At 41.4% G+C, this 26321-nt stretch carries 29 protein-coding genes; 10 read left to right on the top strand and 19 right to left on the bottom strand.

All coding sequences use genetic code 11. From position 1 onward, the window contains the following. Positions 1-8 precede the first annotated feature (8 nt). Together liaF and ACFO3D_RS13265 are read right to left on the bottom strand one after the other, a co-directional pair. Positions 9-767: a cell wall-active antibiotics response protein LiaF gene (gene liaF / locus ACFO3D_RS13270; RefSeq protein ID WP_390296750.1), complete on the bottom strand. Its 759-nt coding sequence runs from the start codon at positions 765-767 to the stop codon at positions 9-11. Continuing rightward, entirely contained in the window at positions 768-920 is a 153-nt protein-coding gene (locus ACFO3D_RS13265; RefSeq protein ID WP_390296747.1) for a hypothetical protein, read from the bottom strand. A 206-nt stretch (positions 921-1126) separates the two neighbouring features. On the opposite strand from ACFO3D_RS13265, the gene ACFO3D_RS13260 reads away from it, so the two are divergent. Continuing rightward, complete coding sequence (locus tag ACFO3D_RS13260; RefSeq protein WP_390296744.1) at positions 1127-1561, top strand: ferritin-like domain-containing protein; 435 nt, start codon at positions 1127-1129, stop codon at positions 1559-1561. A gap of 168 nt (positions 1562-1729) precedes the next feature. Continuing rightward, positions 1730-2902 carry a M20 family metallopeptidase gene (locus ACFO3D_RS13255; RefSeq protein WP_390296741.1) on the top strand — a complete coding sequence of 391 codons (1173 nt, stop codon included), beginning with the start codon at positions 1730-1732 and terminating at the stop codon, positions 2900-2902. Between the two features lie 697 nt (positions 2903-3599). Here ACFO3D_RS13255 and ACFO3D_RS13250 read toward each other — a convergent pair. From ACFO3D_RS13250 to ACFO3D_RS13240, 3 genes are all read right to left on the bottom strand, one after another. After that, positions 3600-4067: an NUDIX hydrolase gene (locus ACFO3D_RS13250; RefSeq protein ID WP_390296738.1), complete on the bottom strand. Its 468-nt coding sequence runs from the start codon at positions 4065-4067 to the stop codon at positions 3600-3602. A gap of 63 nt (positions 4068-4130) precedes the next feature. Beyond that, a complete protein-coding gene (locus ACFO3D_RS13245; RefSeq protein WP_390296735.1) occupies positions 4131-5342 on the bottom strand; it encodes an ABC transporter permease in 1212 nt (403 codons plus the stop codon). Continuing rightward, positions 5335-6078: an ABC transporter ATP-binding protein gene (locus ACFO3D_RS13240; protein ID WP_390296732.1), complete on the bottom strand. Its 744-nt coding sequence runs from the start codon at positions 6076-6078 to the stop codon at positions 5335-5337. The genes ACFO3D_RS13245 and ACFO3D_RS13240 overlap by 8 nt, the downstream gene beginning before the upstream one ends. A 504-nt stretch (positions 6079-6582) precedes the next feature. Here ACFO3D_RS13240 and ACFO3D_RS13235 point away from each other — a divergent pair. From ACFO3D_RS13235 to ACFO3D_RS13225, 3 genes are all read left to right on the top strand, one after another. Then, positions 6583-7008 (top strand): HIT family protein, encoded by a 426-nt coding sequence (locus tag ACFO3D_RS13235; protein ID WP_390296729.1) that lies wholly within the window; start codon positions 6583-6585, stop codon positions 7006-7008. A 182-nt stretch (positions 7009-7190) separates the two neighbouring features. Then, positions 7191-7712 carry a tryptophan transporter gene (locus tag ACFO3D_RS13230; RefSeq protein ID WP_390296726.1) on the top strand — a complete coding sequence of 174 codons (522 nt, stop codon included), beginning with the start codon at positions 7191-7193 and terminating at the stop codon, positions 7710-7712. 193 nt (positions 7713-7905) lie between these two features. Continuing rightward, entirely contained in the window at positions 7906-8265 is a 360-nt protein-coding gene (locus ACFO3D_RS13225) for a YtxH domain-containing protein (RefSeq protein WP_390296723.1), read from the top strand. A 37-nt stretch (positions 8266-8302) separates the two neighbouring features. On the opposite strand, the gene ACFO3D_RS13220 is transcribed toward ACFO3D_RS13225, so the two are convergent. From ACFO3D_RS13220 to ACFO3D_RS13205, 4 genes are all read right to left on the bottom strand, one after another. Then, positions 8303-9238 carry a glycine betaine ABC transporter substrate-binding protein gene (locus tag ACFO3D_RS13220; protein WP_390296720.1) on the bottom strand — a complete coding sequence of 312 codons (936 nt, stop codon included), beginning with the start codon at positions 9236-9238 and terminating at the stop codon, positions 8303-8305. A gap of 120 nt (positions 9239-9358) precedes the next feature. Continuing rightward, positions 9359-10258 carry a glycine betaine ABC transporter substrate-binding protein gene (locus ACFO3D_RS13215; RefSeq protein WP_390296717.1) on the bottom strand — a complete coding sequence of 300 codons (900 nt, stop codon included), beginning with the start codon at positions 10256-10258 and terminating at the stop codon, positions 9359-9361. Between the two features lie 71 nt (positions 10259-10329). Next, complete coding sequence (locus ACFO3D_RS13210) at positions 10330-11184, bottom strand: ABC transporter permease (RefSeq protein WP_390296714.1); 855 nt, start codon at positions 11182-11184, stop codon at positions 10330-10332. Continuing rightward, complete coding sequence (locus tag ACFO3D_RS13205; RefSeq protein WP_390296711.1) at positions 11177-12376, bottom strand: quaternary amine ABC transporter ATP-binding protein; 1200 nt, start codon at positions 12374-12376, stop codon at positions 11177-11179. Before ACFO3D_RS13205 ends, ACFO3D_RS13210 begins: the two co-directional genes overlap by 8 nt. Positions 12377-12742: 366 nt before the next feature. Between ACFO3D_RS13205 and ACFO3D_RS13200 the strand changes: the two genes are divergently transcribed. After that, on the top strand, positions 12743-13216 hold the full coding sequence (locus ACFO3D_RS13200) for a GbsR/MarR family transcriptional regulator (RefSeq protein ID WP_390296709.1): 474 nt from the start codon (positions 12743-12745) through the stop codon (positions 13214-13216). A gap of 18 nt (positions 13217-13234) precedes the next feature. Here ACFO3D_RS13200 and ACFO3D_RS13195 read toward each other — a convergent pair whose 3' ends face one another. After that, positions 13235-13570: a DUF1878 family protein gene (locus tag ACFO3D_RS13195; RefSeq protein ID WP_390296707.1), complete on the bottom strand. Its 336-nt coding sequence runs from the start codon at positions 13568-13570 to the stop codon at positions 13235-13237. Positions 13571-13755: 185 nt separating this feature from the next. Here ACFO3D_RS13195 and ACFO3D_RS13190 point away from each other — a divergent pair, with 185 nt between their 5' ends. The 3 genes from ACFO3D_RS13190 to ACFO3D_RS13180 all read left to right on the top strand — a co-directional run bounded on the left by ACFO3D_RS13190 (position 13756) and on the right by ACFO3D_RS13180 (position 15606). Beyond that, the gene (locus ACFO3D_RS13190) at positions 13756-14301 is read left to right on the top strand and encodes a DUF3267 domain-containing protein (protein ID WP_390296705.1); all 546 of its coding nucleotides are present in this window, start codon (positions 13756-13758) and stop codon (positions 14299-14301) included. A 133-nt stretch (positions 14302-14434) separates the two neighbouring features. Beyond that, positions 14435-14623: a hypothetical protein gene (locus ACFO3D_RS13185; RefSeq protein ID WP_390296703.1), complete on the top strand. Its 189-nt coding sequence runs from the start codon at positions 14435-14437 to the stop codon at positions 14621-14623. 95 nt (positions 14624-14718) lie between these two features. Then, positions 14719-15606: a peptidylprolyl isomerase gene (locus ACFO3D_RS13180; RefSeq protein WP_390296702.1), complete on the top strand. Its 888-nt coding sequence runs from the start codon at positions 14719-14721 to the stop codon at positions 15604-15606. A 56-nt stretch (positions 15607-15662) separates the two neighbouring features. On the opposite strand, the gene ACFO3D_RS13175 is transcribed toward ACFO3D_RS13180, so the two are convergent. The 7 genes from ACFO3D_RS13175 to ACFO3D_RS13145 all read right to left on the bottom strand — a co-directional run bounded on the left by ACFO3D_RS13175 (position 15663) and on the right by ACFO3D_RS13145 (position 24524). Next, on the bottom strand, positions 15663-15860 hold the full coding sequence (locus tag ACFO3D_RS13175; protein ID WP_390296700.1) for a sporulation YhaL family protein: 198 nt from the start codon (positions 15858-15860) through the stop codon (positions 15663-15665). 71 nt (positions 15861-15931) lie between these two features. Next, entirely contained in the window at positions 15932-16879 is a 948-nt protein-coding gene (yhaM, locus tag ACFO3D_RS13170; RefSeq protein WP_390296698.1) for a 3'-5' exoribonuclease YhaM, read from the bottom strand. A gap of 69 nt (positions 16880-16948) precedes the next feature. Further along, positions 16949-17500, bottom strand: a complete 552-nt coding sequence (locus ACFO3D_RS13165) for a GbsR/MarR family transcriptional regulator (protein ID WP_390296696.1) — start codon at positions 17498-17500, stop codon at positions 16949-16951. Positions 17501-17595: 95 nt separating this feature from the next. Continuing rightward, positions 17596-20568, bottom strand: coding sequence for an ATP-binding protein (locus tag ACFO3D_RS13160; RefSeq protein ID WP_390296694.1), 2973 nt, complete (start codon positions 20566-20568; stop codon positions 17596-17598). 1 nt (position 20569) lies between these two features. Continuing rightward, the gene (locus ACFO3D_RS13155) at positions 20570-21805 is read right to left on the bottom strand and encodes a metallophosphoesterase family protein (protein WP_390296692.1); all 1236 of its coding nucleotides are present in this window, start codon (positions 21803-21805) and stop codon (positions 20570-20572) included. Between the two features lie 576 nt (positions 21806-22381). Next, positions 22382-23632, bottom strand: coding sequence for an ABC transporter permease (locus ACFO3D_RS13150; protein ID WP_390296690.1), 1251 nt, complete (start codon positions 23630-23632; stop codon positions 22382-22384). Continuing rightward, positions 23625-24524, bottom strand: a complete 900-nt coding sequence (locus ACFO3D_RS13145; protein WP_390296688.1) for an ABC transporter ATP-binding protein — start codon at positions 24522-24524, stop codon at positions 23625-23627. The genes ACFO3D_RS13150 and ACFO3D_RS13145 overlap by 8 nt, the downstream gene beginning before the upstream one ends. A gap of 124 nt (positions 24525-24648) precedes the next feature. Between ACFO3D_RS13145 and ACFO3D_RS13140 the strand changes: the two genes are divergently transcribed. Next, on the top strand, positions 24649-24834 hold the full coding sequence (locus ACFO3D_RS13140; protein ID WP_390296686.1) for a YhzD family protein: 186 nt from the start codon (positions 24649-24651) through the stop codon (positions 24832-24834). A gap of 90 nt (positions 24835-24924) precedes the next feature. On the opposite strand, the gene ACFO3D_RS13135 is transcribed toward ACFO3D_RS13140, so the two are convergent. Together ACFO3D_RS13135 and ACFO3D_RS13130 are read right to left on the bottom strand one after the other, a co-directional pair. Continuing rightward, positions 24925-25695: an enoyl-CoA hydratase gene (locus tag ACFO3D_RS13135; protein ID WP_390296684.1), complete on the bottom strand. Its 771-nt coding sequence runs from the start codon at positions 25693-25695 to the stop codon at positions 24925-24927. A 116-nt stretch (positions 25696-25811) separates the two neighbouring features. Next, positions 25812-26171 carry a YlbF/YmcA family competence regulator gene (locus ACFO3D_RS13130; RefSeq protein ID WP_390296682.1) on the bottom strand — a complete coding sequence of 120 codons (360 nt, stop codon included), beginning with the start codon at positions 26169-26171 and terminating at the stop codon, positions 25812-25814. Between the last annotated feature and the right edge of the window lie 150 nt (positions 26172-26321).

Below are 26321 nucleotides of genomic sequence, written 5' to 3'. Positions count from 1 at the left end.
AATCCCCCTTACACTTTAACTACACGGATGGAACCAGCTTTCAATTCGACTGTGATATCCAGTTTTCGTACCGCGGTTTCATAATCATCCGTTACATAAGACAGATGACGTGAGATTCCTTCCGATTTCTGTCCGACAACGTCAATCTCACCTGCTTTTACAGTTGCATCCACCTGGAAAGGAATATTTTCCGGGATAAGTATATGGACATCTCCTGCAAGTGAATGAACGTCGATCGGAATCTCCTCTTCCGGGATAAAAGCTTTAGAAAAGTCTATATAAAAGTCACCGGCCAAACTTCTTAGGTTCATAGGCTCAACCTTCCAGTTAGGCTGGTTGTACTCGTGACTACCAACAGTGAAGCCGCCGCTGTAGTATTTATGGGGCTTTTTCCCCTTCCATTTATCCTTCGTCCGGTGCTTACGTTTCGGCGAAGTGCCGCTAAAAAAGGAAAAACCAATGTAGACGATGAGCAAGGGCCACAGCTTATATACATCATCAATCTCAAAGTCGAGTACGTTAAACCGATCCAACAACAAAAGGGTTCCAAAAAGCAGGAAAAACGATCCAAAAATCCAGCTACCCCTGTTATATCTTATCTTGTCAACGATCCATTTAAGCCCAAGCATCACGAAAATTACCGGATAAATATAAATCCATACCTCGCCTATCTCAAAATCGATTAGCCTCAAGTTCGCGAGGACAAGCGCTCCTCCGCCAAGAATCAGAACAAGTGCCAGTACGTATCTTACAAAACTACCCCCCACTTATTTCACGTCCTCTACTGTTTTATAATCTATTTTAATGTGGTCAATGTTGCCTCTATAATCTGTCATTTTTGTTGCGAAGGGTATAAAAAAGCGGTTATTTAAAGCGCGAAACTTTCCCTCTATTACCTGTCCTTCTGTAGCCTTTTCCATCTGAAAATCCCCCCGATTTATCTTATTACCATTTTACTAAGCAGACTTTCGGAAGGTAATGGTCCGCAGAATGTTTCTGTCTCCGCCTCAAGACCGATATCCTGTCTCGTTGTTATCTTTATTTTACCGTAATTAGCGTTTGAAAAGAACAGGACGTGGGAATATAATTTATGTGCTCAGAAATAAATGAAAGGTTGGGATACAATATGGATAAAGAACTGCAGGAACTAATTGATGGTCTAAACGAAGACCTGGCTCACGAATACGCAGCAGCAATTCAATATACCTACAGTGCTTCTGTGGTCTCAGGACTGTACCGTTCAGCACTGAAACCTTTTTTCGAGTCTGAGATTAATGACGAACTTGGTCATGCGATGTACTTGTCAGAAAAAGTGAAGGCACTGGGTGGTACGCCAACTACTGAAGCTGCTAAAATTCCACAGCCTTCTGAAGTGAAAGATTTACTTGAAGCGTCACTGGAATCTGAAACAGCCACGATTGAACGTTACGAAAAGCGCAAAAAACAGGCAGAGAATCTTGGCTATACTGAACTTGTAGTTAAGCTGGAAGATTTGATTGCCGATGAAACACACCATAAAGAAGAAATTGAACGCTTACTGAGCGACCCTAGAATTTCATAAGATGTGTTGGCGTAAAGCTGCCCATTCTCGGGCGGCTTTTTTTCGTAGGCTCTTATTTCCAATCTCTCCCCTAATTTGCTTACAACCACCTTAGATTTAATCGCATCTCTACACCCCTCTCCACTAAAGTGTTATAATGATTGGAAAATAACCAGAGGGGGAACCAGAGTGTTAGCAGAGATTCATAAGAAACTGGATGAGCGCTACCAGGATATGGTGGATATCAGGCGCTACCTTCATCAATATCCGGAGGTTTCTTTTAAAGAGTATAAGACTGCACAATATATAGCTGATTTTTATGAGGAGCTGGGGATTCCATATCAGACGAAGGTCGGCGGCAACGGGGTTATCGCTACACTTGAAGGCGGTAAGCCCGGTAAAACGGTAGCACTAAGAGCTGACTTCGATGCTCTTCCAATCCAGGATGAGAAAGATGTTCCCTATAAATCAAAAGTTGAAGGTGTTATGCATGCGTGTGGACACGATGGACATACAGCTACACTACTGACACTTGCCAAAACGATGCAAGAACATCAAGATGAACTCCCAGGCACAATTGTGTTCCTGCACCAGCATGCTGAGGAATACGCACCCGGTGGAGCGAAGCCGATTGTCGATTCTGGGGCAATTGACCATGTTGACGCAGTTTTCGGCACACATCTTTGGGCAACAACCCCACTTGGTGTTCTGGAAACCTCTAAAGACGTCTTTATGGCGGGGGCTGACCGTTTTCAAATCACGATCCAAGGGCAGGGTGGCCACGGCGCATACCCGCACGAAACAAAAGACGCGATTGTGATTGGGTCCCAGGTGGTTTCCGAGCTTCAGCAGGTCGTCAGCCGTCGAATTGACCCATTGGAAACTGCAGTGCTTACTATTGGCGTATTTGAAGCCGGCACAACATTCAACGTAATCGCTGACAAATCCAAGCTAGTCGGAACGGTCCGCTATCTGAACGCCGACCTGCAGGATAAAATCATTTCTGAAATGGAAAAAATCATTAAGGGTGTATGTGTCGCCAACGATGCCAGCTACGACTTCAACTATGAAAAGGGCTATCCACCGCTGGTAAATCATTCAGACGATGCAGAGCTTATTCTTAAGGCTGGTAAAAAAATTGAGGACATCCATACATCCCAGGAAGTAGTTCCTGTTATGGGCGGCGAGGACTTTGCATACTACACATTGGCTAAACCAGGCGCATATTTCTTCACCGGTGCAGCAAAGGAAGGCAGTGTTTATCCGCACCACCATCCAAAATTTGACATCGATGAACGCGCCCTTCCGATTGCAGCCAAAACGCTTATTCAGGCATATTTTGACTATCAGGAAAAAAGATAAAAAAGAGACTGGACAAAAATGTATAAGTAACACAAAATGCGAACTATCTTTAGAAAAGATAGTTCGCATTTTCTTTTAGCATGCCTTCGTATAAGATATAAAATACAAAGTAACTCGTAGCTTCGCTCCGGAAATACATTTCGCTTTCACCACTCCGGGTGCAAGGTCAACATCTGTTCAAGCTAAAGCTTTCACAGTGTTTCCTTTGCCGGGGGCACGGCCTCAGCCTCCTCGCGGAGAGATCGCCGCTGCGGGGTCTTCGGACTCGTGCTGTTCCCCCAGGAGTCTTCGTATTCTGCCTGCGCTATAACAGGTTTCCTGATAAAAAATGAGCTATTTCAAGGTGCCCTTGTATAGCTTCCCTAAATCGTAAGAGGCATAAAAAGCAAATACGAAGCCGCTATCAGCGGAGGAAATACGGAGACTCCTACGGGAGCAGAGGCCTCGATGAGACCCCGGAGACCGTTAGCTCAACGGAGGCTCAACAGCCGCCCGTGGAAAGCGTAGTGTATTTCCGTAGCAGTGTTTTCAGCACTCTATCTTAGAAGTCTTCACTACTTCGTAGTTTCTATCAACTTTGAAATAAACTCCATTTAAAAAGGATAATATTGTAAGCTCTCCATCCTAATTCGTTCGTCTCTGGAGAGCAAAATTTTAGTTTGGACCCAGCCTCATTTCTTCTGCTATGTTATATGGCTTATTTCCCCACAATAAGATGTTCCGGAGAAGCAGGGGTCTCTTTCAGTGATGTCTTAAGGAACTCAGGGTACAGCACAATATCTTCAAGCTCATCAAGCGGCACCCACTGATAAATCAGACGCTCCCCCTCTTCTCCGTAAAACGGGCCTTCACGGAATCTAAGCGATCCATCAATACCTGAAACACCATAATATAAGCCTATCTCATGAAACTCCCTATCCGTGTACGTAAAGAAGTTCTCTGTCATCCAAAACAGTCTATTCACTTCTACATCAAATCCAAGTTCTTCTTTCACCTCACGGACCACAGTGGACGCGGAGTCCTCCATTACTTTTACTCTTCCGCCAGGTAATGCCCAATGCCCGTCTTTAGCCTGTCGATGAATAAGCACATGGTTATTCTCCACCATTACTGCAGCCACCCGATAATTGAATACAGTGTTCTTTCGTTTAAATGTTGCGTCCATTGCATCCTCTCTCCCAAAAATAATACACACGTCTAACCTTTAAAACGTATGTATTGCAGCATATCAAGCGATTTTCTTTTTCACATAACCATTGATAAATAATAGGTTAAACAGTGTCCCACCTGCCAGAATTGCGAGTATTCCCATCAATTGGCCCAGCACAAGGAAAAATAACGCAAAAACAATTACGTGGATAAATGCCAGCTGGTACATCAGTTTAATCAGTGACCGCTTTCGTTCATCCAAATCGACGGGATACAAATCCAGCCACATAATCGTTCGATGATGCTGATACAAGGTCATCATCTGGAACAGGCTCATATACAGAAACAACAGAGCAAAAATAACCTTCATCAGAACGGTAGGCACATAAAAAACGAACAGCCCACCAATTAGTATAAGGCGAATATACATCCCTAAATAGTCACCACTACGGATAAACGTAATCCGGTAAAGATAATCATACGTATATTTATTTTTAAAAGGAACCTTGTTAACTAAAGAAACAATCCAATGCCTGCTCTTTATCCGGTTCTTCAAATGCGGCACATCGGTAAACATGTTGGCAATCCTGTAAAACGCCTGCATTCGGTTACGGTCTTTTTCAACCAGCAGTTCCCAGGCAATTCCGGCCTGTTTCCGTGACACACTCAAATCGTACAAGAAAACAAAAATAAAGAGCAATGTTGTGATACCCGCAATTAGCATTTCACCACGGACAATGAAATAGAAAACTTCTATGTTTAAAAGCGTTCGAACCCATAAATCAATTCGGCGTAGTCCTGGCTCCTGGATTTTGAGCATCCACCAGTTTGCGAGCAAGTTCCAGCATTTAAAAACGAGAAGCACGAACAGTGTGAGTAAATATATGTCCGTTCCCCGCTCCGGATAGGAAGCAAAATAAAGGGGGCCGAAAATTGCGCCTGCAAGAAGCAGAAGATACAGTTGAATAACAAAACTGTATACAAGGGAATCGCGGAAATAAGGTCCCATTCTATTTTCGGCAGCAATTAGGAAAACAAGATCAGGCTCCTTCAGTAAAGTTCGAACAGGGCTGTAACTTACCAGGAGGCCAAATACCCCCCCAACAATCACTGCAGTCGGAAAGGTTTCCGGTAAATCCGCCAGCCATTGCTGGTAATAATATGCAGACGCTGAAACAAAGAACAGCATTGCAAAAGCAATATGGCCATTAAAAATATAACGCAAATAACGGCTTGTCTCTTTTAAATGAGCAGCAAACCGCTTCATAAAGAAATCATGTGCATTAAACATGGCTATCTTCCTTTGTTAATTCCACGTACAAATCATCCAGTGTGGCAGAAGGCATATCAAAGTCCTTCCGCAGCTCATCCAGTGTTCCATATGCCCGGATTTCTCCTTCGTGCAAAATAACAAACCGATCACAGTAGCGTTCTGCAGTTGCCAAAATGTGCGTGGACATTAATACAGCCGAACCATCTGCTTTCATGTTATCCATCAACTGTAAATACGATTTTATCCCCAGTGGATCAAGACCGACAAACGGCTCATCGACAATGTAAAGTGGTGGTTCAATAAGAAACGCACACATAATCATTACTTTTTGTCGCATTCCCTTGGAAAAATGCGTCGGGAACCATTTGAGGCGTTTTTCCATTCGGAATTCTTCTAACAGTGGTGGTAACCTTCTTTCAAAAACATCTTCAGGAATATCATATGCCATAGCTGTCAGCCGAAGGTGCTCATACAAAGTCAGTTCGTCATAAAGTATAGGCATTTCCGGTATGTAGGCCATTTGATTACGATAGGTTTTTCGGTCCTCCTGAAAGGTTTTACCATTCACGGTTACCGTTCCTTTTTTTGGCTGCATCAGGCCAATCACATGTTTGATTGTCGTACTTTTCCCCGCACCGTTCAGGCCAATAAGGCCAATAATCTCACCTGGAAACACATCAAACGAGATGCCGTGCAGGACGTTTTTATGTGTATATCCCCCGTGTAAATTTTCTATATGAAGCATAGGTTCCACAAGCGTTCCTCCTAATTTTCACTTAGTTAAAATTTTACCACTTTTAAATGAACATGCCAAAATAAACTCTTCTTCACTATTCGACATCAAAATTGCTGTATAAAATTATTAACCCTGTTTACACTATAAATGAAGTCGCGGGGATGACTCATAAAATTTCGTTTTTCACACAAATGAGGTGTTGGTGAACGATAATTCTGTGATTGCCAATCTAATGATATAAACCCTTTTGCCAGGCTGTCCCACTCGTTGGGATGCTGACAAAAAGGTTTTTTGTAATCAAAAGTTGAAGCAAGGTACCGCTCAAACGTAAATTACAAAAGTCCCCAACGTTAGATTCTTTGTCATCCCCCTACTTCTTAAGGCAGGCAGGTCCATAGCGGGCCTGTCCTGTTTATTTTTTTGCCGATTATATTTTTGATACCCCCACCTAAAAGGTGTATATCTTTACATTGTGCCCGGTTCCTATATACAATAAATGAAAACACGTGAGGAGTGATTTTGATGGCGCACGAAGATTGTATTTTCTGCAAGATCATTGACGGAGAGATTCCTTCCGCAAAAGTTTACGAAGACGAGCATGTGTATGCATTTCTGGATATCAGCCAGGTAACGAAAGGACATACCCTGGTAATTCCAAAAAAGCATACGAAAAATATTTACGAAACACCACCAGAAGTTGCAAGCGGACTTTTTGAACGGGTTCCTAAGATTGCAAATGCCATTAAAAAAGTATACAAGCCAATCGGAATGAACCTTTTAAACAACAACGAGGAACCAGCAGATCAGTCCGTATTCCACTTACATATTCACATCATTCCGCGTTATGGCCAAGGCGATGGCTATTCATCCAACTGGCAAATCCATACGGACGATTATTCACAAGAAGACCTGCAAAAAATCGCGAAAGAAATAAATCAGGAAGTTTAATTTCCCTAGGATAGTATCTGAAAATTACTTCTTTTTATTTTACGGTACTTTTGGTATAATATGTGTAAGTTTCCGCACCTGGCAATGAGTGCACAGTTGGGAGACTTAAAAATTAATTTAGTTAAAGAGGATGACCTGGGAATTCTGGTCATCAAGTTTAGCTGAGCAGAGGAGAGATTTAATTGAATACTAGAGTTTTGATCATTTTATCGTTGCTGGTGGGAATCGGTGCAGTACTGCATGCAATCGTGCCGGGAATCGTGTACGGAGTTAAGCCTGATATGATGCTGACGATGATGTTCTTGGGGATTATGCTTTTTCCTAGAATGAAGTATGTTGTCCTGGTGGCGATCGTTACCGGTGTTATCTCCGCATTGACAACAATGGCACCTGGTGGACAGATTGCGAATATGATTGATAAACCAATTACGGCATTGCTTTTTTTCGGTCTGTTTGTTCTGATTAAAGACCGGATCAGCCTTAACGTTAGTGCTCCTGCCCTAACTGCAATCGGCACCATGATCAGCGGAACAGTATTTTTGGGATCAGCCCTTTATATTGTCGGACTGATGGAGGGCGCATTTCCAGTGTTATTCCTGACAGTTGTATTGCCTACTGCAGCTATAAACACTGTTCTAATGGCAGTTGTTTACCCGATTGTACAAAAGATTATTAAACGATCCCAGCCACTGACAATATCGTAATGCACTTATTCAAATGATACATCAATCCTCTGGCAACTTTTCTGTCAGGGGGTTTTTTTGAACATATGTAAAAATAAGACAGTCAATACACACATGCTCTTTCCCTACAACATACAAATAATTTTAGAAACAGGTTTCATAGTCGTATAGAAAAAGGAAAAGATATAATAAGAGTGAAAGGAGCGTATTTGTTATGGCAAATGGCAAATCTTTATTACTGGGCTTTATGGTTGGAGGTGCAGTTAGCGCTGCTGCTACATTACTCAGCACACCTAATTCCGGTCAGGATTTCCGCAACCGCGCCAAAGAACAGAGCCTTGAATGGAGAGAAATGCTTGAAAACATTAAGGTGGACGGCTTACGACTGAAAAAGCAAATCACCGAAACATCAAGAGAAGGTGCCGCTCTAATTAAGGAGCTAACCGAAGAAATGAAAAGCTCCGTGGAGGAGTGGAAACAAACAGTCGAACCGCATCAGGAAAATATCCATGAATACTTAGAACAGATCGAATCAAGTTTACGCGATCTGGAAGATAAACTGAAAAAAGAATAGAGAAAAACAGGCTACCACATTGGATAGCCTGTTTTTTCTATTTTGCCGGTTTTAAGTCTTCAATAGAATCAATATCCATATAGCTTGGCACTACCAAGCCGATTTTCGCTCCCTCTAAGTTTGGCCCAAGGTCCTCGAACTGACCTTTATACTCTTCATAAAAATCTTTGTGTGTCAATGGCATCCATGGTGCTAGGGATGCATCTCCACTCCCAGTCGCAACAGATTCAAACATAACGGAAACTTGTACAGGAGTAACCTTCACATCATAACCCAAGTTTTCCATAACCGTTTTCATTACAAATGCGGAAGAACGTTCAGAATCCCATGGGGTTGATACAAGTTCAAATGCCACGCCGTCTACTCCTTCAACACCCTTAGTCCATTCGCTAACTTTATCCTGGTTATCTTCTACCCAACGCTTAGCTACAGTTTCAATATCATCACCAGTCTCTTTGGATTCATACATAATACTTTCCATGTCCTCAACTTCCCATTTGAACTGGTCAATTAGCTTGTAGGCATTTGGCTTATCTTCTTTTAGACCTTTACGTGCTATCGTCTTGATAACTTCCACATCTCCATAAATTCCTTTAGGGTCATCAAGATATTTCATGTCCGGATACTTTGCAAAGGTCCAATGCGGGTTCCAACCCGTGATGATAATGGGTTCCTTATCTTCAATAGCTTTATCCAATTCGGACGCCATTGCAGCAGTGGAGGAAAGAGTTACTTCCCATCCATAAAGGGAATCATATGCTTCAATTGCCTTTTCAGTTGTTACAGAAATACCAGCACCAGGCTCAATTCCTGTTATTGTATAATCCACTGCTTCACTATAGTTTGTTTCACCATTATCCGAACCTGCATTTCCCTGCTCATCCGATTCATCTCCTGAACCACATCCGGCAGCGATTAATAATATTGAAAGACCAACTATTACAGTCAACCTATTCCAAAATCTTTGTCTCATTATTTAAACCTCTCCTTTAAGACTTAATATGATTAACGACCTTAAGTGAGGATTATGTAAAATTCAATAAAATCCCTTTAAATAAAGGGCTGACACATCAAATGTATCAGCCCTTTTTTTTTATTCTACGCCTTTAGTCCATTCAGATACTTTATCCTGGTTTTCTTCAACCCAAGTTGCTGCTGCATCTTCAGGTGATGCACCATTTTCGATAGCTAACATTACAGCTTCAATATCTGCACTGCTCCACTGGAACTGATCAAGAATTTTGTATGCATTTGGCATATCTTCTTTTAGATCAGAACGAACCATTGTCTTGATTTCCTCAGCTTCACCATAGACACCTTTAGGGTCTTCTAAATATTTCAGATCATATTTCTGGAATTTCCAGTGTGGAGACCAGCCGGTAACAATAATTGGCTCTTCATTTTCAATGGCTTCGCCTAAAGCAGTTGCCATTGCACCACTGGAAGAAGTCTGAACTGTCCAGCCATCCAGGTTAGGATATTGTTCAACTGCTTTTTCAGTTGCCTTTACAACCCCTGCACCTGCTTCAATACCAGTAATCGTTTGATCAGCTTGAGCATCCAGATCTTCAATTGAATTTACGTCCATATATTTAGGAACAACCATGCCAATTTTAGCGCCTTCCAAGTTTGTGCCTAAATCTTCTAATTGATCCTTATGTTCAGCATAAAGATCACCGTGTGTTCCTGGTAACCATGCTGCAACCATGCCATCTGTCTCACCGGTTGCTACTGATTGCCACATTACTGCGTTATCAAGTGGTGTAACTTCCACTTCAAATCCCTGATTTTCTAAAACAGTAGCAACAACATTTGTTGAAGCGACTTCGGTAGCCCATTCAACATAAGAAAGTTCAATTTCTTTTGACGCTTCCTCAGAGTTATTACCTGTGTCGCCACCTTCTGAACCCTCATCTGCACCACAGCCGGCTGCTACTAAAGATAATGAAAGTCCGGCAGCAATGCCAAGACGTTTCCAGCTAAATTTAAACATAACTATAAACTCCCCTTTTTAAAAAATAATGTATATGGAAAACTTTTCTTATAGAAAAGATGCCAACTGAATTAGTCTTTCTTTGAATTAACATTCTGGGTAAATCGGTCAATTATGATTGCCAGGATTACAATACCTATACCGGCAACAAAACCTGTACCAACTTCTGCCCGCTGCAGTGCGGATAATACTTCTCGTCCGAGACCAGGAGCACCGATCATGGACGCGATAACCACCATTGACAGGGCAAGCATAACTGTCTGGTTGATACCAGCCATAATAGTTGCTTTCGACATCGGCAATTCGACTTTAAATAATTTCTGTGCCCCAGTACTTCCAAACGCGTCGGATGCTTCGACAAGTTCTTTTGAAACCTGACGGATACCTAGGTTTGTGAACCTGACTGTCGGAGGTGTCGCAAAAATAAGTGATGCGAAGATACCTGGCACCATCCCGATTCCAAAGAATGCGACGGCTGGGATAAGATAAACGAACGCCGGCATTGTCTGCATAAAGTCAAGGACTGGCGTTATAATCGCTTCAGCTACATTACTCTTTGACATCAGAATTCCAACTGGAACACCAATAATCACAGATAGCACACTGGATATAAGAACAAGTGTAAATGTATTGATCAGATGCTCCCATAATCCCTGGTTAAAAACCAGCCATAATCCTACTGCACTGAATGCTGCCAGTCCAAATCTTTTTCCTGCTATGAAAAAAGCAAGAATAGCAACAATTGCAATGATAATTATTGGTGGAACCTGAATCAGCATTTCGGAGGTCCACTCCATGAATTCTCCAAAATACTCTTTAATCGGTTCGAAAATAAATGCGAATGCGTCTGTCAGCCAATCGGTAAATCTCGCTGTATAATCTGCGATTGGTATTTGTGGTACAAAATCAAGTACTGTATTACTCATCGTTTAAATTCACCTCGCCATCTCCGGCCAGCCCGGCAATAACTGCACCGCGCACAACAATGCCCAGCAGTCGTTCGTTTTCAACAACAGCTACCGGTATCGGTGAGTCATGGATTACATTAAATATTTCATTCATGGAAGTTTCTTTATTCACTCTCTGAATATCTGTCCGAAGTATTTCTTTTATATTCCGGATGTCTTTCTTCCTGGCTTCAGAAGCATCATCAGCCGTTACATATCCTTTTAGGTTACGTTTACCGTCAACGACAAGAATGCTGGATAGTCCTTCCTCACGCATCCGTTCCAGCGCTACACGCGGACCATGTTTATCGATGTTCACTGTCTCCGGCCGTTTCATGATGTGCTGAGCAGTCAATACTTTGGAACGGTCAACATCTTCAACGAACTTCTCAACATAATCATTTGCCGGGTTAACCAGTATTTCTTCCGGTGTACCAATCTGAACAATGGAACCATCTTTCATTAATGCAATACGGTCGCCTAATCGTAGTGCTTCATCAAGGTCATGTGTGATAAATAGAATTGTTTTCTTCATGCTGTCCTGCAAATCAATCAGTTCATCCTGCATTTCTTTACGGATAAGCGGATCAAGTGCAGAAAAAGCTTCGTCCATTAAAAGAACTTCAGGATCGTTGGCAAGCGCCCGTGCCAATCCAACACGCTGCTGCATCCCACCTGAGAGCTGACCCGGCTTCTGATGTATATACCCACCAAGTCCAACCATTTCAAGAGCTTCTTGCGCCCGCTTCTTTCTTTCTTCCTTCGGTACATTCTGGATTTCCAGCCCAAATTCAGCATTTTCAAGGACAGTTTTATATGGGAACAGCGCAAACCGCTGAAAAACCATACTCAATTTTTCCCGACGAACCTTGCGAAGGGATTTCTTATCCATTTTGGACAAGTCTTCTCCATCGATTAAAATGCTTCCTTCCGTTGGTTCGATCAACCGGTTGATCAGGCGGACCAGGGTGGACTTTCCACTTCCTGATAGCCCCATAATAACGAAAATTTCCCCTTCGTTAACTTCGAATGATGCTCGGTTAACGCCAACAGTGTTTCCTGTCTTTTTAAGAATTTCATCCTTGGACAGACCCTGGTCCAAAAGCTTTAGTGCCTGCTTTGGATTTCTGCCGAACACTTTCGACAGTCCTTTAACTTCAATTACTGGCAAATCATTCACCTCTCTCTTTTTTTGCCTAACTACTGGCAACAGGGAAATTTGTCCTGCTGCTTTATTCTCATTTTATTCACACACAAACACAAGACTACCTAAATGAAACTGATGTATGCAGTAATACATTTATTAGCTCCGAACAGCATAACTCACTATAATACTATATAACTTATTACGCACAGATTACAAACATTAAATTCGAGTGATTTTGTATATATTTTTTGTACAGTTTATTCTGTATAAAGTTTAGTGGGAGCATGCTCCTAATTACTTAAATTTACGCTATTATACTGCCCATATTCTTGTTTTTAATGATAAACAATTTAGTGTAACCTTGATTTAGCAGTAGTTGAGGAGGATTTTATGGGTAAGGCACAAACAGAAGAACTAACAGATAAAATAATTGCAGAATCCGTAAAGACAATAGAGATGTTTGGGCTGACCCCCCTTGAAGCACGCCTATTCGTTCTTTTATATATAGAAAAACGACCGATGACGCTGGATGAAATGAGTGAAGCGCTGGGGAGAAGTAAAACTGCGATGAGTACCAGTGTCCGCAGTTTGTCCGATTATAACCTGGTGAATCTGGTGTGGAAGAAAGGTGAACGAAAAGATCTTTATGAAACAAATGACCAGTTATACAAGAACTTTATGAACAATTACGTGAATAAATGGATTGACATGACGAGTCATCAAAGAGAATCACTTGAGGAAATCAGTCGTACACTGAATAAGCAAGAAGAAGATTCTAATACAATTCTAAATCAGCAATTGGCGAAAATAATTGATTTTCACCAGCAGGTTGAAAGGTTATTTCGAAGTATAAATGATAATTAAGTTGATATTATAATTTCCTTATTTCCTCGTTAAAACTTCAAGAAATTCACTCATTAAAGAAGGATAGTACCCTTCTTTTTTTAATGCATAAATCGTGCTGGTGGGCTCAAGCTTCTCATTCAGCATTCCAGCAAAATGAACAAGCAATCCTGAAAAATCAAGTAACCCTTCCTCTTTTTGCCCCTTGTACTTTTTTTGCAGTCCTTCAAGCAGACTAATCATTTCTTCAAACTCGTATTTGGACAGATTTTTTTCTATCACCAGTTTGGTTAGAGGATACCGATCCATATCAATTATTTTGGACAGCATCTGCATATGAAAAGTTGTTGTTTCACTTTCTTCAAATTGCTTCAAAATACAGGCCCCCCAACGGTTTTATTCCCACTCTGAACTTTCTGATATAACAGTCATTACAGGTGCATTTCAAAAAGAATATTTTTTTTCACAAAACCTATTGATTTTTACATGGAAACGTACTATCATGCTTTTGTACTTGAAGAAGATAAATAATCACGAATCAGGAACAGGAGGGGTCAAAAATGAACTGCTGGAAAACTATTAATCTCAACAAAGAATTCGGCCTGAACAGGTTGTATCTTCTGTCATTTTTGACTGGCCTAGTGTCTTTTATTCTATTAAATGTGCCGTTTACCATTGTGCACGGGTCTATAAGTGTCAGTGAAACCGGCGTTTTACCGTTGCTGCTTGCACTGCTCTTTCTGCCTACTGTCCATTCGTTTATGCATATTTTACCATTAATCATGATGAATAAGAGAGCTAAATTAGTATATAAACGGAAAAATATAGTTTTTCCTGTTATGAACTATTATACAAAAAAACCGTTATCAAAAAAAATATCACTGCTAGTTGCGTTTGCACCAACCATACTGATTACAATACCAGGCCTTATGGCAACCTATATGTTTGTTGATTATTATGTGTATTTCCTACTATTTACTGCAGTCCATATAGCTGTATCATTTACGGATTTTCTTTACGTATTCAATGTTTCTAAGGCACCACGAAAATGCTTTGTGGAAAGCACCAATGACGAAATCGCTATTTTAATCAAATCGCAAAATTAATGAAGGATCTGACTTTAACCAGTCAGATCTTTATTTTTTGACTAACTGACCAATTTACACTGTTCAGTGCATATAACTTTTGGTACAGTAATAGATATGACTAGGATGTACGTCTGTTTAGGAGGTTTTTAACATGAGTGTTCTTTTTCCTGTTTATGCCCTATTTGTATTATTAATTTTTAATTCCCTAACCCATCAATTTTGCGTTAAAATGGAGATGAAAGAAAGAAAACAATCCACTGTTTTCCGGGTAATTAATATTATGATTCTTGTTCTGCTGGTATCTTCCTATGTACGAGTCCTGAACGTTATTTCCACATAATTTCTACAGTTTTACCTATTTCTTTACTGGAAATGTATGTTATATTAATGAAATAGTACAAACTATCAAGGAAAAATGATTAGGAGTGTTCACACATGAAAAAAGTTGCAATGGCTGCAGTACTGTCCGCGAGTGTACTGGGCTTGACTGCATGTAATTCGGACGAAGGTGACAATTCCAAAGTAGTCGCCGAAACGAACGCAGGCAATGTTACAAAAGAAGAATTTTATCAAGAGCTGAAAGAGCGTCACGGTGAGGCCGTGCTAAAAGAACTTGTTACAGTGGAAGTTCTTGCCGATAAATATGAAGTTTCTGAGGAACAAATAGATAAAGAAGTTAAGAATGTAAAAGACCAACTTGGAGATCAATTCGACTCTGTACTTCAGCAGCAAGGATTCAAGAATGAACAGGAATTCCGTGAAATGCTCCGTGTCAGCTTGCTTCAGGAAGCAGCTGTATCCGAGGATATGGATATCTCTGAGGAAGACCTTAAGCAACAATATGAACAAATGAAGACCGAAGTACAAGCACAGCATATTCTTGTTCAAGACGAGAAAACGGCTAAGGAAGTCAAACAAAAGCTTGAGAATGGTGGAGACTTTGCTAAGCTAGCAAAAGAGTATTCCATGGATAAATCAAACGCCGAAGATGGCGGTAAACTTGGATGGTTCTCTGCTGGAGATATGGTTCCTGCTTTTGAAGACGCCGCATACAGTTTAGAGCCTGGCAAAATCAGTGAACCTGTAAAAACACAGCATGGTTACCACATCATCAAAGTGACGGACAAGCGTGAGAAGAAAGAAGATATTGGCTCATTTAAAGAAATGAAAGATGAAATTCGCCGGACTCTTATAAATCAGCGAATGGACGTTCAAAAAGCACGTGAGAAAGTTAATAAGCTTCTTAAAGATGCTGAAATTGATGTAAAAGTTGAAGGGCTTGAAGATATCTTCAAACAAGAACAAGCTAAGGCACAAGGATAATAAGTACCTGAACATTAAAAGCGGCTAAACCATCTAGATTGGTTTAGCCGCTTTACTTATTGAGAAACATGTTGTTCCTGTCTCTCTTTCTTTCTACGTTCCTCTTCCAGGCGATCCATATAGACTCTGCCTTCCCTTTCGATAAATTGCTGTTCGAGCTGGCGCTCCGCTCGCATAGCCCTGAATGCCATATAACCACTAATGAAAATAAAGATAATCATCATGAAGACCCACCAAGGTACTCCAGCAATCATAGCCTGCCCCCCCTTGTCCATCAATCTATTAGATATATATGAACAAAATGGGAAATTCATGACCATTAAGTTCAGTTCTCTTCAAATAATGGTTTGTAAAAGGCCCGGTTATCCATTGCAAACAGCCGTTCCGTGAATTCACCCGGTTTTACGTTTTCCAATGATCTATTCAGCATATTCATTTTCGCATCAATCAGATCAATTAAATGCAGAAGCTCAGCCTCCCTGACCAGCGGAGGTTTTGGACTGCCCCACTCTGCTTTGCCGTGATGACTCAAAACAAGATGCTGCAGGATCATAACCTCTTCCCCTTCTATCTGCAGTTCGTCAGCCATCTTGCCTATTTCTCCTACCATCATCGGTATGTGGCCCAAAAGTTTCCCTTCCAGTGTATAAGAAGTGGTGACAACCCCGGACAGTTCTTTCAATTTACCAAGATCGTGCAGGATAATTCCTGCGTAAAGTAAATCTTTGTTTACTTCAGGATATAGTCGGTGCAGTTCTTTTGCCAATGCCAGCATACTAACGATGTGGTGTGCAAGTCCTGATACATATTCATGATGATTTTTAGCAGCTGCAGGATAGGTCAGAAGTGCTTCCTGATACTTCTTAATAAATGCCCTGGTGATACGCTGCAATTTGGGATTCTTCATTTCAAATATAGATTCTGTAAGCTTTTCCATCAGCATCTCTTTGGCCACAGGAGCTTTTTCTACAAAGTCGTCCACCTGGACACCATCTGTTGTCTGAGCCGGTCGGATTGACATAATTTTTAGTTGAGGTTTTCCGCGGAACTGGTTAACCTCCCCTGATAGACGTACTATTTGTTCGGGGGTAAATACATCTTCATCCTCTTTGGTAATATCCCAGAGCTTAGCTTCAATTTCTCCAGTGGTATCACGCAATATCAGTGTCAAAAACGGTTTCCCGTTACTTGCAACCCCTCTATTAGCCTCTTTTATCAATATAAAATCATCAAATGCCTCTCCGATACTATAATGCTTTATTCCTCTTTTCATGGTAATCCTCCCCCTGAGATGCCAAAAAGACCAACAGAAAAAAATGGTAATCTGCCGGTCCCTAAGTAGTTATTTAATATTTTTTGGTATATACTCAAAAATCTCCCCAGACTCAATAACCTGTATAAATTCCATTAGCCAGTCATAATAGTTCCGTGCGTACTCCAGACGTTCAATGTCATGAACAATCTTTTCTTTCAGTTCTTCATCAGCGGTCTCTTTTGCGACTTCTTCCAGTTCGGCAATAGCTTCGTCAGCCTCTTCGATATTTGTTTCGGTATGCTGACGCCACCGGTTGCCGAACAAAGACGTGAATGACTTATACCAATCCTCTTCCGACTGGTATAGGTCTTTTCGTACTCCACGTTTGAAAGTGGATTCGACCATTTTCATATCTGCCAGTGCTCGGACCCCTGTAGACATACTAGTTTTGCTCATTTCCAGTGCGTCTCGCATCTCATCCAACGTCATCGAATTTTCTGAAAAGTACAGGACACCATACAATCTCCCTACAGAAGGAGTGATACCGTACAGGTTCATGTTCTTAGCAATTACCTGTATAAACTTTTCAATTGTCTGTTCATATTTTTCTCTTTCATTCTGTGATTTTCTTCCGGGCAATGGATTTCCCTCCATCTGCATTTAATCGCCGTTTTCTATGCTTTTCCCCTTTTTTAGTAAAATCCTTACAATTTTATCTGAAAACAGTTTATCATTTATGGCTGATTAATGCGAACAGAATTCATTAGGGTAATTACATTTTTATCACCGGCATAATCAGCTATATCCCTTTTGCAAGTGAATAGGATAACCTGCTGAGAACGTGAAGTCTCTTTCAGCATTTTTACTGCACGGCTCGTCCGGACCGTATCAAAGTGTACGAATGCATCGTCAATAATAAATGGAAGACGGTGTTTTTCACTCATTACCTCACTGATCCCAAGTCGTAAAGCAACATAGAGCTGTTCAACAGTTCCCTGGGAGAGTTCCTGTGCACGATAACGGACTCCTTCATCCGACTCAACCTGGAAAGACTTATTATCTTCGGGAGCAAAAACACGCTGATATCTTCCACCTGTCAGATTTTCAAAATAAGCTTCAGTCCGTTCAACTACTGATTCAAGGTATTTATCACGGTAATTACGCTTTGTTTCAGCAAGCATATCTCGGGCTGACTTATAGATCGACCATCGTTTTGCAAGCTGTTGGAGCCGGTCCTGTTCCATTGAGAATCGGTGTACCGTCTCTGAGTATGACTCCGATGACTCCAAGGCTGAAAGCTCAGCTTTTAAATCAGCCCGTTGTTGTCGCATTTCTTCTAGTTCCCTTTCCAGCTGAACAATCTTTTCCGAGTACTCCTTGTGCTGTACCTCCAGTTCACTTCCTGAAGGCACCGCTTGTTTCATAACTTGATCTATATTCCATTCAGGCAAAATTGTTGCTAGCTGTTCCATTTGCTGAGCTATTCGGGCTTCAATTTCCTGTTTTTCAGCAAGCTGTTTACCCTGTGCCAGAAATTCTTCCGCTGAGCCAACTCCGGCATAGGAAAGCAAATTGTTTATTTCACTCTGATAAACTTTCATTTTCTTTGTTACTGTTCGTATGCTGTCCTCATTACTTTCCAGTAACTCCTTATAGTAATCGATATTCTTTAGCTGGGCATTATAATCGGTGATCAAATTATCGACTGCCTTAAACAAGTCATCAATAGACTTATCTGTTACCTTCCATCCGATCTGTTTATAAAACAATTCAAGTTCCTCTCTGAAGTTATCTTTCTTTCCAGAAAGAACAGTGTATTGCTCAATAAGTTGCTTTCTCTTGCTCTCCATACTGACTAGTTGTTTTAGCGTATGCAGCAATTCCGTCCAATAAGAAAGATCCACATGCTTGAGAAATGGAAAACGATCATACTGTAAATCAATTTGCTCCTGCAACCGCAGATCTTTTTGCTCAAGTGCGTTTTCTTTTTCCTCTAATTGAAGCTCCTGTATATCATTGGTGCGGAGCTGTTCCCTAATCCCTGCAAGTTCCTTCTCCGTCTCTCTGTTTCTCTCTAGAAGCTCCTCGGCCTCCAGCCGTTCTTCAGCTGTCACCTCACCTGACGAGACTTCTTTATCTTGCAGAATATCACCAAGTTCCCTGGATGATCTCCTTCCGGCCGCCCACTGCATAAATCCCACTGCAAAAACTAGAACCGAAATGCCATAAGCTAGAGGCTGGTTGAGAACCATTGCAAGAAGAGCAACTAAAACCGCGGCTACTATACTGCCAAACAGCCATAAACGTGCATTCTTTTCTTTTTGATCATTGACCTTCTTCCATTTCGTTAACTGTCCGACAGTTTCCTTTCTGGCCTGTTCCTGATATTCATGCCGCATGTATACATCTAACCGGCGGGATAATTCTTTTATATCAGCATCTTCCAGTTTATCAGCGTTAAGTTTACTTCGTTCTTCCAGTAAATAATCACGGTTTCTTGTCAGTTGGCTCTGTTCCTGTCTTAATTTCTCTTTCTCCAGATTCAACTGGTGCCGGGAATCTTTAAGTTCCTGCCATGTTTTTTCAGTATGAAACGGCAACACCAGTGTTGTCAGTTGTTCCCTTGTCAGTCCGATATCCAGCCTGGCAATTTCATTATCCAGCTCCAGCTCGATTTTCTTTATGGACTCCTGCAGCCTTAAAAGCTCGTTTTCTGTCTCAGTATAGTTGTTTTTCCCATTGATAAGCTGTTGTGCTTGATCATATACACCCTCTGAACATAATTGCGCACGAACAGATTTTTGCTTATCTTTATATTTATCCTGGTTATCTTTAAGTACAGCTAACTCGCTTTCCAGTGGAAGCATTTCTTTTTGCAGCTGCTCCAGCCTCGCAAGGCCATTTTCCGGAAAACTTATATGCCTGGGATAGTCAGCGAGTAATCTATGATCCCGCTTGTATGCCTTTATTACAGGGAGCGCCTGCTGTGTTTTTTCATTATTAAAAAGGACTTGCCGGGTTTGTTTCAAGTCTATTAGGCGTCGGCGAATTGTTTCGGTTAGGTTATGTAACTCATTTTTCTTGTCCCGATACGTGAAAGCTGTCTCCTTGTACTTGTTTAGCGAAGTAGATAACTGTTCAAGTTCATCAAGCTGTACATTGATTTCCGGCTTTTTCCCCGTTGGCTTAAAAAGGTCTGCTATTTTAGAATCAAGGCTTTTTTCGATTGTCTGAATCCTTTTAGAACCGGTTAATCCTATCCCAAGTACAACTTCGCTGAGCTCCTCCTCTTTCATATCTTTAATATTGGCCAGGTCTAGGGCGGAAAATGAGAATATAGATTGATAGGTTGAATGCGTCATCCCCTGCAACCGTTCCTGCAGCCATTCCTCACTATGTAACTTACCATCAGGTGTATAACATGCAGCTGCTCCATTATTAACCTCATCAAGCCGCTCAATTGTAAACTCGGTACCAGTGCCTTCGATAATAGTTAGACGGCCTCCTAGTTTCCCACTTTGTTTCGGACGGTAAAATGACCGCTTTTTTGGGGGTAAACCAAACAGCATAAATAGGATAAATTGCTGTAGTGTTGACTTACCAGATTCATTTTCACCATAAATGCATAAGAATGGATCATCGCTAAAGTTAATTGTCTGATCAACCCATTTCCCAAAGCCATAGATTTTCGCCTGTTTTAACTGCATGCTATTCACCCCCGTTCTTCAATAATTCATTTATCAGTAACTGCTTGGCTTTTTCTCTGATATTCTCTTCCTGTTCCGCAGTAATCGTTCCAAGATATTTCCTTGCCTGTTTGTGATGCTGTAATTCTTTTAGATAAGGCTGTATGGATACTTCATCAGCGTGGCGAATGAGTTCCCCGACAAAGTGCTCCCCATGCCTTAACTCATCCTCCATTCCTGCGAATCGCCGTTCCACGGAAAACCTAAAAATAAATTTCCAGTCCGGCCTGAAAACATTCGTTTCATTTACCAGTTCGATTATCTCCTCAACCAGCTGTGCTGCATCCCATTGCGGGAGGTTATTATTTTCACTTGATAAAGAAAGCTGAATCAGCTCAGGTTCCGTGTTTTCTTTCTGATTAATTGCTCTGTTTATTGCTGACTCCAGCTGATGAACCTCGCTACATGCCGACACATCAATAGTCACTTCATTGAATTTCATGGCGTGGAGGGGCATGAATTCCAATTGAGGTTCATCATTGGAAAGAATGACATGATAACAGCCCTTTTCACCTGTTTCTTTACGATTCCTTCCCTGTGTATTTCCCGGGTACACGACAGGTGGATTGTGATGGAGAATTTGCCGCTGGTGGATGTGGCCGAGCGCCCAGTAATCAAAATTATTCCCAATCAGATCTGAAAGGTGAAAAGGTGCATAAACATCGTGGTCCGTATTACTGTGGAGGCTCCCGTGTAGTGATGCGATATGATATGGGATTTCCCCGTCAGCTCTTATGTACTCCTGTGCTTTGACTGCTGTTACAGACCGATTTTCATAACTGAATCCGTAGATAGCTGCTTTGGTGTTCTCATTTTTTTCATAGATGAAATGTGTGACCGACTCATCGGGAAAAATAAACACATTATCTGGATAGGTAACTGCGTGGATATTGCCTTTTATGAAGTCGTGATTCCCATACGACAGATAAACATTGATTCCGTATTCTTGAAGCTTTTCAAAAGCCCTGCGTAAACGGACTTGCGCTTTCAGACTTTGCCGTTCGTTATCGAACAGATCGCCGACAATCAGTATGAAATCGACCTGTTTTTCGATAGCTTTACTTACCAGCTGGTCTAGCGCAGAAAAAGTACTCTCAGTTACCTGCCTGAAGATATCTTCCGGTAAATCGGCTAACCCCTTAAACGGGCTGTCAAGATGCAGGTCTGCGACATGGATGAATGAGATTTGCTCTGCCATACAGACACCTTCCTTTCCAGCTTCTATTTTATCAGAATTCAAATGCGAATGCACGTTCGATTGTGAAATAATAACACTCTTTTGCTCAACTTTGCTTCTCTTTATCTCTGGTAGTTGATATAAACTAAGGTTTGATTATACTGACACCGCTCCGGAAATACACTTCGCTTTTACCTCTACGGGTACCAAGGCGACATCTGTTCAAGTTAAAGCTTTCACAGTGTCTTCTTAGCCATGGACTCACCACGAGCCTCCTCGTTCACCAAGACCGCTCACTTCGGGGTCTCTTAAGCTCGTTTTTCCATAGTAGTCTACGTGTATTGCCTAGGCTTATGGCCTTGATTGGAGCGGAGGACAGTCGACTCCTGCGGAATAAGCAACAGTCTGAAGCCCCCGCAGTGAACGAATTTTGCTCACGAGGAGGCTGAAGCGTTGCCCGAGGAAAGTGACTGCCCGGAGCCGAAATCAACCTTATCGCAAAGACGCAGTTTGTTGTCTTAGTAAGGAATACGACAATCTTTTATTGAACAGCCTAGAAAAAACATCCTGATCAATTTTGATCAGGATGTTTTTTCATTACTCTTTCTTCGTGAGTTCGATTGCTTTTTTGAAATCTTTAAGGGAGCTTGAACGTCCATACATCAGTACACCGCCTTTGTAAACCCGGGCGCCGACCCATGCAAAAATTGCAATAGTCGCAACTAGGATTCCAATTGACAAGGCGACTTCCCATGCCGGAACATCGAGCATGCCAACACGCAGAAACATCAGCATTGGCGAAAAGAACGGAATATAAGATGTTATCACGACAAACGTGGAATCTGGCATATTAAGACCAAACATGGCTATGAAGAATGCAATCATTACCAAAAAGATCATCGGCATAATCATTTGCTGAACATCTTCTATCCGACTTACCAGCGACCCAAGCATTGCCGCAAGTGTAGCATAAAGCAGATACCCGAGCAGGAAGAATACAACAGCATATATATATAAGGATACTGAAGTGTCCTGTATTCCAAAGTATTCAAACACTCCGCTGGTCAGTTCATCCTGTTTCGTGACAATCAACGCATAGCCTACCCCCACAATCAAGACAACCTGGGTAAGTCCGAGCAGGGCTATACCGATTATCTTTGCAAACATATGGGTGACCGGTGACGCACTTGAAATCAGGATTTCCATTACACGGGATGATTTTTCAGTTGCCACGTCGGTTGCGATCATATTTCCGTATGTAATAACGGAGATATAAAGCAAGAACAGCATGATATAGACAATACCTCTAGCCTGGCTCAATTCTTCATTGGTTTTCGCATTCTCATCCAAAGCAACTTTATCAAATTTTACCGGTGAATAAATTTCTGTAACCGTTTCCTGATCGATACCTGCCTTGCTTGTAGCAGCGGCAACTTTTAACTGCTGGAGCTGCTGCTGAATTACAGACTGCTCACCTGCCTCAGCAATGTTACTGGCGTAATAGGTTGCCTGCGGAAGCTCTTCTTCATTTAATGACAATGTAATGAGAGCATTATACTCTTCTTCCTGGACAGCTTCCTTTCCTTCTTCCACTGTCCCTTCGAATGTTGTTAGTTCAAGGTTTTCGCTACCACGTTCTACACCTTTTTCAAGTGTTTTAAACAATTGGCCAGACTCATCAATCACTGCGATTTCTTGAGTTCCATCCCCGGTGAAGGTCTCTTTGATTGTTTCCATGTTGGCGATTCCATAAATGAACAGCAGCGAGATAATCGTACTGATTAAAAATGATTTTGTTTTAAATCGGGTCATATATGTATGCGACATAATAATCCAGAATTTATTCATATGACGCACCTACTTTCTCAATGAAAATGTCACTCAATGACGGCTCTTCCAATTCAAACTTTCGCACGAAACCTTTACCGTGAAGGCCCTCAAAAATCTTTTGGGCAATCTCTTCACTTTCAATCTGCAACGCACAACCCTCGGTCATTGGTTTGTATTTTATTACACCAGAATAGCCCTTCAAAAAATCCACTGGAAAATCAGCATGAACCACGAGATTCTTTTTCCCAAATGAACGTTTAATCTCTCTTAATGCACCTTGCACTACTGGTTTACCTTTATGTAGGATGCACAAATGCTCGCACAATTCTTCAACATGCTCCATACGGTGTGATGAAAACACAATTGAAGTACCTTGTTCTTTCAAATCGATAACTGCTTCCTTCAGTTGTTCCACATTTATCGGATCAAGCCCCGAAAAAGGTTCATCCAGAATCAGTAATTTCGGTTTATGGATAACCGCAGAGATAAACTGGATTTTTTGCTGGTTCCCTTTGGATAGCTCCTCAACTTTTTTATCGATATACTCTGGAACTTTAAACCTATCGAGCCACCCCTCCAGTTCGGTTACTACTTCATTCTTCGTCATACCGCGCAGTTTACCGAGATAAATCAGCTGGTCCCGGACTTTTAATTTTGGATAAAGCCCTCGCTCTTCTGGTAAATATCCGATCAAATGACTTTTTTCATAGCTGATAGACTCACCGTTCCAAGAAATATCACCCTCCGTTATATCAAGCAGCCCAAGTATCATCCGAAATGTAGTAGTTTTACCAGCACCGTTACCACCCAGAAACCCGAACATTTCTTTCTCGGGTATCGAAATGGAAAGGAGGTCAACAGCAGTATTGTTACCAAATCGTTTTGTGACGTTATCTAATCTCAGTGTCATTTCTCTTCTCTCCTTTCCACTTTTGTGATACGTTTTAACTATGGAATAGTTTCAACTTTTAGGCTTCTTTGCAACCAGAAATAACAGAATAATCATTCAGTATATCAGGCAAGGAGGTACCGTTGTGAGGACTTATGCATTAACTGTGTTTTCTCAAACAGGGGAAAAGCTGCTCGACGAATCATTTGAAGCCCCGTCCAACGAAGAAGCGAAAAAAATCGGCCAGGCCCGACTGGATGAAACTGGCTACAGTGAATACACCCATCGTTGTGTCTCACCTGAAGCGAAACTCGTATTGTTTCACCGATAGAATTAAGTTCAAAGAAAGACTGCACTATCACTTGTCTAGTATAATTTTACCGGACAATTTGAAAGTGCAGTTTTTTATTTTTGTTAACTTTTAATTACCTTTAAAGTTTGGTTTCCGTTTTTCAAGAAATGCACTGACGCCTTCCTTGTGATCTTCAGTGTGGCGAAGTTCCCACTGGGCCTCAATTTCTTCATTCAAATAATATTTGAGTTCATCCACCTGGCGATTATGGTAAATCATTTTTGTTTTTAGCATTGCGGTTATTGGAATAGTCAGCATCTGTTCAGCCATCTCATTGGCCTGTTCAACGACCTGCTTTTCTGTCAGCATATCAATAAGTCCCATGCGTTTTGCTTCCTCACCATCAACCTGTCGCATTCCCCAGGTGAATTGTTTTGCACGCTGGGTGCCAAGTCGTTCGCGTAACCAGAAGTGTCCTCCCCCATCAGGTGCGAGTCCGACCCCGATAAACAGCATTCCAAGCTTAGATTCTTTCTGTGCAACAACATAGTCGGCCGTTAGTGCAAGACTCAGTCCCAGACCAACAGCAGAGCCCTGAATTGCCGAAATTACAATCTTGGGCATCATATAGAGCTTCAGGACAACTGCCTCTACCGTCTTCATCACCGACTGGTAAAAGTCTCTGTCTGCAAAGTCAGTCATCATGGAGATATCTCCGCCTGCACAGAATGCTTTTCCTTTACCACTTAAAATAATCACTTTGTCATCGTTCTTCTCAACCTTCTCCAGAACTTCCAGCAGATTTGTCAGCATCTCTTTATCGAGCGCATTATACCGCTCAGCTCTATCAAGATAGATATGTGTAATATTATTATTACTTTCGTATGTTACCGTACTCATTATTCCATCCCCTTTAAAAAAGTAAGTTATATGTAAGAATTCGCTTTTTTTAGTGGAAATCCTTTTATTAACCGAAAAAAAGCCCACAGCATTTTCTGCTGCGGACTATTTACTGATTATTCATTTCCTTCATTTGGATTGCCATAAAGCTCTTCAAGTGGCTTGGTGATAATTTGGCTAATTTCATTAATAACAAGATTCAGACGCTGTTCTTGTTCCATCAGTTTGGAAATATCCTGATGTTGCTGAACAAGTTCCACAACCTTCCGTGCTTCCTCAACTTCCTGTTCGGAAATTTCTTCTCCCTGCATCTGTTTTTCCTGCAGTTCCATTTGCTTGTTTCTGAAGTTATCGAACATCTGACGGGCAGATGGGTCATTCATCACCGCATCATACGCCTCTTTCAGGCTGGTGAATTCATCACTTTCACGGATTGCTTTTTCTAAATCATATGCACTATCGTAAATATTAGGCACAATATGTCCTCCTTCATTTTCATCTAGAATAACTATAACAAACCAGTGAAGCCATGTATACCATTTCGAAGTTAGGCACCATTTCCGAAAATTGGTTTTTCCCCTGGCCTGTTACTGCTATAATGGAAAAAAGCATACCGGAAAGAGGCA

It is taken from the genome of Virgibacillus kekensis, from assembly GCF_042654125.1.
GTDB classification, from domain to species: Bacteria; Bacillota; Bacilli; order Bacillales; family Amphibacillaceae; genus Lentibacillus; species Lentibacillus kekensis.
This window is presented reverse-complemented; position numbering and strand designations above follow the sequence as displayed.

What these genes read in the sequence shown, in the direction of transcription:
- ACFO3D_RS13265 (WP_390296747.1), bottom strand. Translation starts at nt 920, where the DNA reads ATGGAAAAGGCTACAGAAGGACAGGTAATAGAGGGAAAGTTTCGCGCT.
- ACFO3D_RS13260 (WP_390296744.1), top strand. Translation starts at nt 1,127, where the DNA reads ATGGATAAAGAACTGCAGGAACTAATTGATGGTCTAAACGAAGACCTG.
- ACFO3D_RS13250 (WP_390296738.1), bottom strand. Translation starts at nt 4,067, where the DNA reads ATGGACGCAACATTTAAACGAAAGAACACTGTATTCAATTATCGGGTG.
- ACFO3D_RS13245 (WP_390296735.1), bottom strand. Translation starts at nt 5,342, where the DNA reads ATGTTTAATGCACATGATTTCTTTATGAAGCGGTTTGCTGCTCATTTA.
- ACFO3D_RS13235 (WP_390296729.1), top strand. Translation starts at nt 6,583, where the DNA reads ATGGCGCACGAAGATTGTATTTTCTGCAAGATCATTGACGGAGAGATT.
- ACFO3D_RS13225 (WP_390296723.1), top strand. Translation starts at nt 7,906, where the DNA reads ATGGCAAATGGCAAATCTTTATTACTGGGCTTTATGGTTGGAGGTGCA.
- ACFO3D_RS13220 (WP_390296720.1), bottom strand. Translation starts at nt 9,238, where the DNA reads ATGAGACAAAGATTTTGGAATAGGTTGACTGTAATAGTTGGTCTTTCA.
- ACFO3D_RS13215 (WP_390296717.1), bottom strand. Translation starts at nt 10,258, where the DNA reads ATGTTTAAATTTAGCTGGAAACGTCTTGGCATTGCTGCCGGACTTTCA.
- ACFO3D_RS13210 (WP_390296714.1), bottom strand. Translation starts at nt 11,184, where the DNA reads ATGAGTAATACAGTACTTGATTTTGTACCACAAATACCAATCGCAGAT.
- ACFO3D_RS13200 (WP_390296709.1), top strand. Translation starts at nt 12,743, where the DNA reads ATGGGTAAGGCACAAACAGAAGAACTAACAGATAAAATAATTGCAGAA.
- ACFO3D_RS13190 (WP_390296705.1), top strand. Translation starts at nt 13,756, where the DNA reads ATGAACTGCTGGAAAACTATTAATCTCAACAAAGAATTCGGCCTGAAC.
- ACFO3D_RS13185 (WP_390296703.1), top strand. Translation starts at nt 14,435, where the DNA reads ATGAGTGTTCTTTTTCCTGTTTATGCCCTATTTGTATTATTAATTTTT.
- ACFO3D_RS13180 (WP_390296702.1), top strand. Translation starts at nt 14,719, where the DNA reads ATGAAAAAAGTTGCAATGGCTGCAGTACTGTCCGCGAGTGTACTGGGC.
- ACFO3D_RS13175 (WP_390296700.1), bottom strand. Translation starts at nt 15,860, where the DNA reads ATGATTGCTGGAGTACCTTGGTGGGTCTTCATGATGATTATCTTTATT.
- yhaM (WP_390296698.1), bottom strand. Translation starts at nt 16,879, where the DNA reads ATGAAAAGAGGAATAAAGCATTATAGTATCGGAGAGGCATTTGATGAT.
- ACFO3D_RS13160 (WP_390296694.1), bottom strand. Translation starts at nt 20,568, where the DNA reads ATGCAGTTAAAACAGGCGAAAATCTATGGCTTTGGGAAATGGGTTGAT.
- ACFO3D_RS13155 (WP_390296692.1), bottom strand. Translation starts at nt 21,805, where the DNA reads ATGGCAGAGCAAATCTCATTCATCCATGTCGCAGACCTGCATCTTGAC.
- ACFO3D_RS13150 (WP_390296690.1), bottom strand. Translation starts at nt 23,632, where the DNA reads ATGAATAAATTCTGGATTATTATGTCGCATACATATATGACCCGATTT.
- ACFO3D_RS13145 (WP_390296688.1), bottom strand. Translation starts at nt 24,524, where the DNA reads ATGACACTGAGATTAGATAACGTCACAAAACGATTTGGTAACAATACT.
- ACFO3D_RS13135 (WP_390296684.1), bottom strand. Translation starts at nt 25,695, where the DNA reads ATGAGTACGGTAACATACGAAAGTAATAATAATATTACACATATCTAT.